Raw genomic sequence first — 11,623 nt, 5'->3', positions numbered from 1 at the left:
CATGCCCAATGCCACACCCCGCTTTACCGCGGCAGAATACGCGGCCCGGCTCGACAAGACCCGCAAGGCCATGGCCCTTGCCGGCATCGACACCCTGATCGTCTCGGACCCGTCGAACATGGCCTGGCTGACGGGCTATGACGGCTGGACCTTTTATGTGCAGCAATGCGTCGTCGTCGGCCCCGATGGCCCGCCGGTCTGGTTCGGGCGCGGGCAGGACGCGAACGGCGCGGTGCGCACCTGCTATATGCCCGACGAATACATCATCGGCTATCCCGACCACTACGTTCAGTCGGCCGAGCGCCACAGCGTCGAATACCTCGCCGCCAAACTGGCCGAACGCGGCTGGGACCAGGGCATCGTCGGCGTCGAGATGGACAATTACTGGTACACCGCGCGCGGGCACCAGATCCTCGAACGGCTGCTGGTGCATCCGCCCGTCGACGGCACGGCGCTGGTCAACTGGCAGCGGGCGGTGAAGTCGCCGCAGGAGCTGAGCTACATGCGCAATGCCGCCCGCATCGTCGAGCGCATGCATGCCCGTATCTTCGAGATCTGCGAGCCCGGCGTGCGCAAATGCGATCTGGTGGCCGACATCTACGATGCCGCGCTGCGCTATGACGACGGCCTCGGCTTCGGCGGCGACTATGCCGCCATCGTGCCGCTACTGCCGTCGGGCACCGATGCGGCAGCCCCCCACCTGACCTGGGACGACAAGCCGATGAAATCGGGCGAAGGCACCTTCTTCGAGATTGCCGGCTGCTATCACCGCTATCACTGCCCGTTGTCGCGCACGATCTATCTGGGCAAACCCAGCCAAACCTTTCTCGACGCCGAAAAGGCGACGCTCGAGGGGATGGAGGCCGGACTTGACGCCGCCCGCGCCGGCAATACCTGCGAGGACATCGCCAACGCCTTCTTCGCCGTGCTCAACCGCTATGGCATCGTCAAGGACAACCGCACCGGCTATCCCATCGGGCTCAGCTATCCGCCCGACTGGGGCGAGCGGACCATGTCGCTGCGCCCCGGCGACAAGACCGTGCTGCAGCCGAACATGACATTCCATTTCATGACCGGCCTGTGGATGGACGACTGGGGGTTCGAGATCACCGAAAGCATCGTCATCCGCGAGGATGGCGCCCCCGAATGCCTTGCCGATGTCCCGCGCAAGCTGATGGTGAAAGACTAATGCCCCAGAACCCGATCACGCCCACGCTGCCGCTCGACGAGGACGGCAAGTACCACGGCTTTCTCCGCCTGCCCCATTCGCGCAACGAAAGCGCCTGGGGTGCTGTCATGATCCCGATCTGCGTGATCCGGAATGGCGAGGGGCCGACAGCCCTGCTGACCGGCGCCAACCACGGCGACGAATACGAGGGGCCGATTGCCCTGCAATCGCTCGCGTGGGAGCTGCAGCCGCACGAGATCTCGGGCCGGGTCATCATCGTGCCATATATGAACTATCCGGCGTTCCGGGCCTCGACTCGGGTCTCGCCCATCGACAACGTCAACCTGAACCGGGCCTTCCCGGGCAAGCCCGACGGCACCGCGACCGAAAAGATCGCGAACTATTTCAATGACGTCCTGCTGCCGATGGCCGATGTCGTGGTCGATTATCACTCGGGCGGCAAGACCCTCGATTTCCTGCCCTTCGCCTGCGCCCACCACCTCGACGATCCCGACCAGCAGGAGGCCTGCGTTGCCGCCACCAAGGCGTTCAACGCGCCCTACACCCTGATGCTGCGCGAGATCGACAATGTCGGCATGTACGACACGGCGGTGGAAAGCCAGGGCAAGATCTTCGTGACCACCGAGCTTGGCGGTGGCGGCACCGCCACGGCGCGGTCGGCCCGCATCGGCCGCAGGGGCGCGCGAAACGTTCTGGCGCATATGGGGATATTGAACGCCGAACCCGAGGTCGAAAGAAGCCGCGTTCTCGATATGCCGGATCAGGATTGCTATCACTTCGCTACCACCGAGGGGCTGGTCGAGCCGCTGGTCGACCTCGGCGACAGGTTGGTGCGGGGCGAGCCGATTGCCCGGATCTGGCCGCTGGATCGCACGGGTGTGGTGCCGCTCGAATATTTCGCGCAGCGCTCCGGCATTCTGGCGGCGCGGCACTTTCCCGGCCTGATCCAGACCGGCGATTGTCTGGCCGTCGTCGCGACAACGGACGACGACTGATCCGACATCGGGGACGCCTGAAAGGACCCGCTGGCGCCCCCCCCCCGGTGCCCGGCAAACCCTCAGTAGAAACTCTGCGGGTCGATATCGACGCTCAGCCGCAGCCCGTTCGGCGGCCGGAACTGCGCCAGCCAGCGCGCCAACGCGGCCTGCAGCGGTGCGCCCTTGTCGGCCTTGATCAGCAGCCGCACCCGGTGGCGGCCCCGGATCCGGGCAATCGGCGCCGGGGCGGGGCCGTAGAGCTGCGCCCCGATCGCCCGCAGCGGGCCGTCGCGGCGCGCCATCTCGGCCCCCAGTTCAAAGGCTTGCGCCGCATCGGTCGCCGACAGCACGATCCCGGCCATCCGGCCATAGGGCGGCACGCCCGCGGCCCGGCGTTCGGCCGCCTCGGCGCGCCAGAACCCCTCCTCGTCCCCCGACAGGATCGCCCGGATCACCGGATGTTCGGGCTGATAGGTCTGCACCAGCGCCAGCCCCGGGCGCCCCTCGGCCCGTCCGGCCCGGCCCGCCACCTGGCGGACCAGCTGGAATGTCCGCTCGGCCGCGCGCAGGTCCGAGCCCTGCAGCCCCAGATCGGCGTCGATCACCCCGACCAGCGTCAGCAGCGGAAAGTTGTGGCCCTTGGCGACCAGCTGGGTGCCGATGATCAGGTCTGCGCCCCCCGCCGCGATCTCGGCGATCCGTTCCTTCAGCGCCCGCGCCGACCCGAACAGATCCGAGGACAGCACCGCAACCCGCGCATCGGGGAACAGCCCCACGACCTCTTCGGCGAGCCGCTCAACGCCGGGACCGACCGCCGCCAGACGCCCCTCGACCCCGCAGGCGGGACAGGCCTCGGGCATGGGTTTTGTGGCGCCGCACTGGTGACAGACCAGTTGCTTCAGGAACCGGTGTTCGACCATCCGCGCGTCGCACTGCTCGCAGCCGATCTGATGGCCGCAGGCCCGGCACAGCGTCACCGGCGCATAACCGCGACGATTGAGGAACAGCAGCGCCTGCTCGCCCTGGGCGATCCGCTCGGCCGCGGCCCGCGCCAGCACCGACGAGATCCAGCGCCCCGTCGGCAGCGCCTCGGCCCGCATGTCAACGGCGCGCATCTCGGGGAGTTCGGCGGTGCCGTGGCGTGCCGACAGCTCGAGCCGGGCGTATTTGCCCGCCTCGGCATTGGCCCAGCTTTCAAGGCTTGGCGTGGCCGAGGCCAGTATCACCTGCGCATCGCACAGCGAGGCGCGCAGCACCGCCATGTCGCGGGCGTTGTAAAGAACCCCGTCTTCCTGCTTGTAGGACCCGTCGTGTTCCTCGTCGACGACGATCAGGCCAAGATCGCGGAACGGCAGGAACAGCGCCGAGCGGGCGCCGACAACCATCTGCGCCCCGCCCTCGCCCACCCTCTTCCAGACCCGGCGCCGTTCGGTCATGGTGACGCCCGAGTGCCACTCGGCGGGCTGCGCGCCGAACCGTGCCTCGACCCGTGACAGGAACTCGCCGGTCAGCGCGATCTCGGGCAACAGCACCAGCGCCTGACGACCCGCGGCAAGGCATTCGGCCACCGCCTCCAGATAGACCTCGGTCTTGCCCGATCCGGTGACGCCCTTCAGCAGCGTGGTGCCATAGGCGCCGCGCCTGACGGCGTCCCGCAGGGCCGCGGCCGCCGCCGCCTGCGCCTCGCTCAGCGGCACCCCCGCCCGTGCGGGATCGAGCCGCGAAAACGGCGCATCGCGCGGCGCGGCCTCCTCGATCACCACGCCCTGCGCCACCAGCCCCTTGATGACGCCACTGCCGACCCCGGCCGTTTCCGCCAATTCGCGCGGGGTGAGTGCGAGCCCGCCGTATTCTTCCAGCGCCGCGATCACCCGGCTCCGCGCATCGGTCTTGCGGTCGGGCTGCCCCTCGCCGCGCCGCAGGATCCGCCGCATCGCCGGCGGATCGGCCAGCCCCGGCGCCCGGGTCGCAAGCCGCAGCATCGCCGACAGCGGCGTCATAGTGTAATCCGCGGCACGGGTCAGGAACTGGCGCATCTCGTCCCGCATCGGCGCGACGTCGAGCACGCGTTCGACCGCGCGCAGCCGGTCCGGATCGAACCCGCCCTGCCCCGGCCCCCAGACCACGCCCAGTACCCGCCGCGGCCCCAGCGGCACGACGACAAGGCTGCCCGCCGAACAGCCGCCCTCGGGCGCGGCATAGTCGAGCATCCGGTCGAGCGGCTGTGCGGTCAGAACCGCCACCGGCGCGCCTTCTGCGAAGACCTCGCTTCCCTGCATTCCGCCTGCTCCCGGCTGCCCTGCCCCGACACCCGCGCGAACGCCGCGGGGCACCGCCGGGACCCACCCGAGGTAACGCACAAGCGCTCGCAAGGGCAAGGTGCCGGATCGCCCCCCAAGGCGTCGTCCTTGCCCCCTGCCATACAACAGCCCGCCGCCTCGGCCTCGGCGCGTGACTCCCTTTCGGCAGGCGATTGGAGTTACACTGGCCGCATCGCGTCAGGAGTCCCAGAGGAGACACGACATGAAATTCTTCGTTGATACCGCCGACGTCGCGGCCATCGCCGAACTCAATGCCCTCGGCATGGTCGATGGCGTCACGACCAACCCGTCGCTGATCATGAAATCCGGTCGCGACATCAAGGAAGTCACCAAGGAGATCTGCGAGATGATCTACGGCCCGGTCTCGGCCGAGACCGTGGCGCTCGATGCCGATGGCATGATCGCCGAAGGCCGCGAACTGGCGAAGATCGCCGATAACATCACGATCAAGGTGCCGCTGACCTGGGACGGGCTCAAGGCCTGCAAGGTGCTGACCGACGAGGGCCGGATGGTCAACGTCACGCTCTGTTTCTCGGCCAACCAGGCGCTGCTGGCGGCAAAGGCCGGTGCGACCTTCATTTCACCCTTCGTCGGGCGGCTGGACGATCTGAACATCGACGGCATGGATCTGATCGCCGAGATCCGCCAGATCTATGACAATTATGGCTTCGGCACCGAGATCCTGGTCGCCTCGATCCGCTCGGCCAATCACATGAAGGAGGCCGCCCTGATCGGCGCCGATGTGGCAACGGCGCCACCAGCGGTCATCAAATCCATGGCGAACCACGTCATGACCGACAAAGGACTGGACGCCTTCCTCAAGGATTGGGCAAAAACAGGACAGAAAATTCTTTGACCTGGCACAGGCTTGCCGGTCGAACTTGAAGTCATGAGGCAAGAATGAGCAATCAGGCCGGCAGTCTGAACGGGTTTCGCGACAAGATCCTCGCAGAACCCGATGTGATCCTCGAGGATCGCGACATCATGCGGGCACTCGTTGCCGCCAACGACAGATCGCTGGGCGGCAACGTGATCGACCTGCGCGGGGTCGCGATGGCGCGTCTGGAGACCCGGCTCGACCGGCTCGAGGATACCCACCGTTCGGTGATCGCCGCGGCCTATGACAATCTTGCCGGAACCCAGCAGATCCACCGCGCCGTCCTGTCCCTCATGGAACCCGTGACGTTCGAGGAGTTCCTCGCGACCCTCGCCGGCGATGTGGCGTCGATCCTCAGGATCGACTGCCTGCGTCTGGTGCTGGAAACCGCGCCCGGAAGCGGCGCCGTCGAGGCGGGCCAGTATGGCGACAGCCTGTTGCTGACAGAACCCGGATTTGTCGCCAGCTATCTGCGCAACAGCCGCGGCGCGGCGCCCGGGCGCGACATCGTCCTGCGCCGGGTCCGGCCGGACGCTGCAGAGGTCTATGGCCCGACGGCGGCATGGCTGGGGTCCGAGGCGCTGCTGCGGCTCGATTTCGGCGACGGGTGCCTGCCCGGCATGCTGGTGCTGGGCGCCGAAGATCCCGAACATTTCTGCCCCAGCCATGCGACAGATCTGCTCGCATTTCTGGCAGGGATCTTCGAACGGCAGATGCGACGCTGGCTGAGCTGATCCATATCTCACCGGCGCTGACCGATGCGCTGGCCCGCTGGCTCGATCACCTGAAAGCGATCGACGGCGTGGCGGAGAATACGACTGTCGCCTACGGCCACGATCTGCTGGGGTTTCTGACCTTCCTGACCCTGCACCATGGCGACAGTCTCGGGCTTGGCGTGCTGGCCCGGCTGACGGTGGGCGACATGCGCGCCTGGATGGCACAGGAACGCGCACGCGGGCTTTCCGCCCGGTCGCTCGCGCGCGAGCTGTCGGCGGTCAAAAATTTCACCGGCTGGCTGGCCGAGCGCGAGGGTTTCGACGCCACCGCGATCCTGTCGGCCCGGGCACCGAAGTTCCGCCGCAAGCTGCCGCGCCCGCTGGCCGAGGATGCCGCGCGTGCCGTTCTCGACACCGTGTCGCTGCAGTCGGGCGAGGCCTGGATCGCGGCGCGCGATACGGCCGTCGTGACCCTGCTCTATGGCTGCGGCTTGCGGATCTCCGAGGCGCTCGGGCTGACCGGTGCCGATTTTCCGCTGGGCGAAAGCGTCAGGATCGTCGGCAAGGGCGGCAAGGAGCGGGTCGTGCCGGTGATCCCGCCAGCCCGCGAGGCGGTCGCGATCTATGCCCGGCTCTGCCCCTTTCCGCTGGAGCGCGATCAGGCCTTGTTCAGGGGCAAGCGCGGCGGGCCGCTGAATGCCCGCCTGATCGCCCGCGCGATGGAACAGACGCGGATGCAGCTCGGCCTGCCGGCGACGGCAACCCCGCACGCCCTGCGCCACAGCTTTGCCAGCCACCTGCTGGGCGCCGGCGGCGATTTGCGCACGATCCAGGAACTGCTGGGACATGCCTCGCTGTCGACGACGCAGGCCTATACCGCGGTCGATACCGCCCGGCTGATGGACGTCTATCGCAAGTCCCACCCGCGCGCCTGAGCGGCGTCCAAGCGCTGTCACGTGCCACGGCCGGTGCCCTGTCGTGGCGCCCCGCGTGGTCGTCCCGGGATCCGGGACGTCGGTCGCTGCCAGAGCGGCTTCACGCAGGTCATTTTCGGTTCCACCCTGCGCCGGCGGTGATACCCGCTCCAGTTCCGCCAGAGCGCGCGGCCGGGGTATCTCGATGCCCGCAGGGCCTCGTTGCGCGCCCGGGCTCCGGCCGTGTCCGGTTTCCAGGGCCTCGCATTCCGCCTCGGCGGAAGGGAGGCGGGCCCGCAAAAGGTCCGCGGGACCTTTTGCCCGGCGAACGGCAGCCGCACCGTGGGCAGCGGTGGTGTCGTGGCGGGCGCGCGTGTCGTAGGCTCCGTCGGCGGTGACGGTTGCAATCACCTCGTCCGCCGGGATCCGGGCGAGCAGTTCCGGAAGCGCAGGAGCGTCGCCGACATTGCTGGAGGGGACCTCGACCGCCCGGATCTCCAACGTTTCCTCGTCGATCCCCAGGTGGATCCTACGCCAGACCCTACGTTTCGAGCCGCCATGCTTGCGCCTGTGCCACTCGCCTTCGCCGTCCACCTTGATGCCGGTGCTATCAACACGCAGGCAGCCCCAGCAGAACCTTGAGGGTCAGGCAGGCCTGGATTGCCGCGTCGCTACAGGCTTGCTGGCGGCCGCGCGGCCCGGACGGCACGGATTCCCACGGCATCGGGGGATCGAACCAGACGGTCAGCGACCCCCGCTGCCTCAGAGCCTGATCGTAGCTTTGCCAGTTGGCGGTCTTGCATGTCGGCTTCGGAGGTCTGCTCATGCCCGGTCGCTAGCATGCGGAATTCACGAGATGAATCCCCCAGGGAATTGCGAAATGAATCCCCAATGGATTTGCGAAACAACGCCGGGCCGATCGGTTGACAATGGCAAAACGACATATAAACCTTCTCTCATCAACAACAGCGCGTTCGGACATCCCACCTTTACGGCAATCTCAAGGTAAAAAGATTGGACTGCGTATTATGTGCACTTCGCTGACGTACCGTGACACCGCGGGCAAGGTCTATTTCGGTCGAACCCTGGAACTGACTTCGGATTTGCCCTATCAGATCGTGTTTCTTCCAAGCGGAGTGCCGTTCTCCTCTGACATCAAGGGCCATGCGGCCGTCGAGTACACCGCCAGATACAGTTTTCTCGCCGTCACCATGCCAGGCCGGATGCCAACGCCCGATGCACCGCTTGGGGTTGCCGATTTCAAGGCGCTTGAAGGCATGAACGATCAGGGCCTGACCTTCAGCCTGCTGTCCTATCCCGCGGCCGGCGGCACGCAGGCATCGGTCGATGCGACGCGCGCGGTGCTGTCGGCATCGGACTTGGGATCCTGGGCGCTGAGCCAGTTTGCGACGGTCGCAGAGGTCAAGGCAGCGCTGCAAGATCAGCCCGTCATGCTGGAGGCGCTGTCGCTGTTGGGCGGCGTCGAATCCCCGTTCCATTATGTCGTGCACGATGCCTCGGGCGAGGCCTTCGTGATCGAATTCAACCGTGGCCAGATGAGCGTCTATGACAACCCCGTCGGCGTGATGACAAACGGGCCCGAATTCAGCTGGCACCTGACCAATCTCAATAACTACACCTTCCTCGGCAATGTCGACAAATCCAGCGCGGTCTTCGGATCCTACAAGGCCGTGCAGCCGGATTCGGGCATCGCGACCGCGGGATTGCCGGCCTCGAACACATCGGTCGGCCGGTTTGTCCGCGCCGCGTTCTATTCGCAATATACCGAAAAGGCCGACACCCCGGATATGGCCGTCGCGACGCTGGCGCATATCATGAACAACTTCGATCGCGCCCGTGGCGTGACAATCGATTACCCGACCGAGGGTGGCGGGCATCTGGAAGTGGCAGGCCTGACGGAGACGTCGAAGACGACCTATGCCACCGAGTTCACCTGCTGGACCAATCTGTCCGATCTCGACCGCAAGCAGTTCCATCTGCGAACCTACCGCAACCTGAACTTCACTAGGTTCGATCTGACCGCAATGGCCGGTCTCGACGGACCGAGGATTTTGCCGATCGGGCATCTCGATGGCCAGGCCGGCGATTGCACCGAGATTCTGAAGGGCGCCAAGGCCGCATGAGGCGATGCCCCGCAGCCGGGGCAATCGCGGTTGCGACGGCGCTCCGCCCGTCACAGAGTGACCCGGACGCCCGCGACACAGCTTTCGCCGCAAACCATTTCCGGCGCTGAAGGAGACGGAACATTGAGTCAGGATGAATTCGTGCAGGACCGCGAGAACCCCGATGACGAGATCTATGGCGCAAACGACCTGTCGACGGCGCTGCCCAAGGCGGAATTTCCTGCCGCCGAGCATGACCCGCGCCGGGTTCTGGCAGCGGTCCGGGACGAGCTGATGCTCGACGGCAATTCGCGCCAGAACCTCGCGACCTTCTGCCAGACCTGGGAAGAGCCGGAAATCCACCAGCTGATGGATGCCTGCATCGACAAGAACATGGTCGACAAGGACGAATACCCCCAGACCGCCGAGATCGAGGCGCGCTGCGTGCGCATGCTGGCCGATCTGTGGAACGCGCCGGGCGGGGCCGCGACCGGCACCTCGACGGTGGGCTCGAGCGAGGCCGCGATGCTGGGCGGACTGGCGATGAAGCGGCGCTGGGAAGCCCGCCAAAAGGCCGCGGGCAAGCCGACCGACAAGCCCAACCTGATCACCGGCCCGGTGCAGATCTGCTGGCACAAGTTCACCCGCTATTGGGACATCGAACATCGCGAGATCCCGATGGAGAACGGCCGCCTGCTGATGACGCCCGAGGAGGTGCTGAAGCTGTGCGACGAGAACACCATCGGCGTGGTGCCGACGCTGGGCGTGACCTTTACCGGCGAATACGAGCCCGTGAAGGCGGTCAGCGATGCGCTCGACAAATATCAGGCCGAGACCGGGATCGACATTCCGATCCACGTCGACGGCGCCTCGGGCGGGTTTCTGGCGCCGTTCTGCGCGCCCGGACTCGAATGGGATTTCCGGCTGCCGCGGGTCCGCTCGATCAACGCCTCGGGGCACAAGTTCGGGTTGGCGCCGCTTGGCTGCGGCTGGGTGATGTGGCGGCAGGAGGCCGACCTGCCCGACAGCATGGTGTTCTGGGTCAACTACCTCGGCGGCAACATGCGCGACATCGCGCTGAACTTCTCGCGCCCGGGCGGCCAGATCGTCTGCCAGTACTACAACTTCCTGCGGCTTGGCCGCGAGGGATACCGCAAGGTTCATACCGCCTGCTACAACAGCGCCAACTACCTTGCCGCGGAAATCGCCGCGATGGGACCGTTCGAAATCGTCTTTGACGGCGCCATGGCGCGGGGCATCCCGGCGGTGTCGTGGAAGCTGAAGGACGGCACCGATCCCGGCTTCACGCTGTTCGATCTGGCCGACCGGCTGCGGGTGCGCGGCTGGCAGGTGCCGGCCTATACGCTGCCGGCGAACTGCCAGGACCAGGCGATCCAGCGGATCCTGGTGCGCAACGGTGTCAGCCATGACCTCTGCGCGCTGCTGATCGAGGACATGACGGCCGCGATCGCGCATTTCGACGCGCATCCGATCCAGACGCCCCTGACCAGCGAAGAGGCCTCGGGCTTCCACCACTGAGGCGCGCGATGCCCGCACCCTTCCTTTCGCGAGACCCGCGATGAGCGGGCGCGCCCGCAGCGGCGGTCTGCCGGAGATGCTGATCGAAGGGCCCTGGCCCTTCGTGACACGGCGCAGCTATGTCCACCGCGGCCGCCCGCTTCTGTGGCGGGCGCGGCAAAGCCGCAAGGGCCTGTTGCCGGCCGAGCGGGGGCACGATGCCGTCGCGCCCGCCTTCTGGCAGGCCCGCGGCTACAACTGGCTGACCGGGCTGCTCTTTGCCATCGGTTCGATGCTGTTCATGCTGGGGGCGACAGTCTCGGTGCTGCCGCCTCATTGGGCGATGACGCCCTCGACCTTCGCCATCAATGCCATCTTCTTCCTGGGGTCGCTCCCATTCACCACGGCCGGCTACATGCAGCATTTCCAGGCCGCGAATGCACCGGAGTTCACCGTCGATCCGAAGGACGCCACGCGGCCAGGGCGCGTGTCGTTCATCGGCTGGCATCCGAAAAGCCCGGGCTGGCTTTCCACCTTCACCCAGTTCGTCGGCACGGTCGCCTTCAATTTCAACACGTTCGACGCGCTGCACCCGGCCCGGGGCTGGGAGATGCAGGACCTGACGATCTGGGTGCCGGGGATGATCGGGTCGGTGCTGTTTCTGGTTTCGGGCTATCTGGCCTATATCGAGGCGGGCCACGGCTACTGGTCGTGGAAGCCCCGGGAACTCGACTGGTGGATCGTCTTCATCAACTTCCTGGGCTGCATCTTCTTTCTCGGCGGCGGCATCCTGGCCTATGTCCCCGAAGGACCGGAACCGGGCTGGATGCCCTATGGGGCGAATGCGGGCCTCTGGCTTGGGGCGCTCGGCTTTCTGACCGGGGCGCTGCTGTTGATGCGCGAAAGCGCGCAGTCGGCCCCGGCACGGCAGGCAGCGACGGGCTGACGCAGACCGATGCTGGCAAGCCCGCGCGGCAGACGACGGGGC

At 66.7% G+C, this 11,623-nt stretch carries 9 protein-coding genes and 1 pseudogene; 8 read left to right on the top strand and 2 right to left on the bottom strand.

Translation table 11 applies throughout. The annotated features are described in order from the left end of the window. Window position 1: 1 nt before the first annotated feature. Window positions 2-1,189 carry an ectoine hydrolase DoeA gene (gene doeA, locus DQG17_RS01635; RefSeq protein ID WP_116131011.1) on the top strand — a complete coding sequence of 396 codons (1,188 nt, stop codon included), beginning with the start codon at window positions 2-4 and terminating at the stop codon, window positions 1,187-1,189. Next, the gene (doeB, locus tag DQG17_RS01630; RefSeq protein WP_116131010.1) at window positions 1,189-2,184 is read left to right on the top strand and encodes a N(2)-acetyl-L-2,4-diaminobutanoate deacetylase DoeB; all 996 of its coding nucleotides are present in this window, start codon (window positions 1,189-1,191) and stop codon (window positions 2,182-2,184) included. Before doeA ends, doeB begins: the two co-directional genes overlap by 1 nt. A 62-nt stretch (window positions 2,185-2,246) precedes the next feature. Here the strand turns inward: doeB and DQG17_RS01625 are convergent, their stop codons facing one another. Next, window positions 2,247-4,445, bottom strand: a complete 2,199-nt coding sequence (locus tag DQG17_RS01625; protein ID WP_116131009.1) for a primosomal protein N' — start codon at window positions 4,443-4,445, stop codon at window positions 2,247-2,249. A gap of 244 nt (window positions 4,446-4,689) precedes the next feature. On the opposite strand from DQG17_RS01625, the gene fsa reads away from it, so the two are divergent. The 3 genes from fsa to DQG17_RS01610 are packed head-to-tail and all read left to right on the top strand — an operon-like array spanning window position 4,690 to window position 7,015. Further along, window positions 4,690-5,343 carry a fructose-6-phosphate aldolase gene (fsa, locus tag DQG17_RS01620; protein ID WP_116131008.1) on the top strand — a complete coding sequence of 218 codons (654 nt, stop codon included), beginning with the start codon at window positions 4,690-4,692 and terminating at the stop codon, window positions 5,341-5,343. Window positions 5,344-5,387: 44 nt separating this feature from the next. Beyond that, complete coding sequence (locus tag DQG17_RS01615; RefSeq protein ID WP_116131007.1) at window positions 5,388-6,098, top strand: DUF484 family protein; 711 nt, start codon at window positions 5,388-5,390, stop codon at window positions 6,096-6,098. Beyond that, window positions 6,086-7,015, top strand: coding sequence for a tyrosine recombinase XerC (locus DQG17_RS01610; RefSeq protein WP_369908010.1), 930 nt, complete (start codon window positions 6,086-6,088; stop codon window positions 7,013-7,015). Before DQG17_RS01615 ends, DQG17_RS01610 begins: the two co-directional genes overlap by 13 nt. Window positions 7,016-7,086: 71 nt before the next feature. Here the strand turns inward: DQG17_RS01610 and DQG17_RS01605 are convergent. Continuing rightward, window positions 7,087-7,820 (bottom strand): annotated as a pseudogene (locus tag DQG17_RS01605) (IS5 family transposase); the annotation flags it as partial. Window positions 7,821-8,022: 202 nt separating this feature from the next. Between DQG17_RS01605 and DQG17_RS01600 the strand changes: the two are divergent. The 3 genes from DQG17_RS01600 (at window position 8,023) to DQG17_RS01590 (ending at window position 11,581) form a co-directional block, all read left to right on the top strand. Further along, a complete protein-coding gene (locus tag DQG17_RS01600; protein WP_116131006.1) occupies window positions 8,023-9,138 on the top strand; it encodes a linear amide C-N hydrolase in 1,116 nt (371 codons plus the stop codon). 123 nt (window positions 9,139-9,261) lie between these two features. Continuing rightward, complete coding sequence (locus DQG17_RS01595) at window positions 9,262-10,656, top strand: glutamate decarboxylase (protein WP_116131005.1); 1,395 nt, start codon at window positions 9,262-9,264, stop codon at window positions 10,654-10,656. Between the two features lie 40 nt (window positions 10,657-10,696). After that, window positions 10,697-11,581 (top strand): hypothetical protein, encoded by an 885-nt coding sequence (locus DQG17_RS01590; RefSeq protein ID WP_116131004.1) that lies wholly within the window; start codon window positions 10,697-10,699, stop codon window positions 11,579-11,581. Window positions 11,582-11,623: the final 42 nt, after the last annotated feature.

Source organism: Tropicimonas sp. IMCC34043, from assembly GCF_003390845.1.
In the GTDB taxonomy this organism is placed as follows: Bacteria; Pseudomonadota; Alphaproteobacteria; order Rhodobacterales; family Rhodobacteraceae; genus Tropicimonas.
Note: the sequence above shows the minus strand (reverse complement) of the source record. Positions and strands in the feature narration are given on the sequence as shown.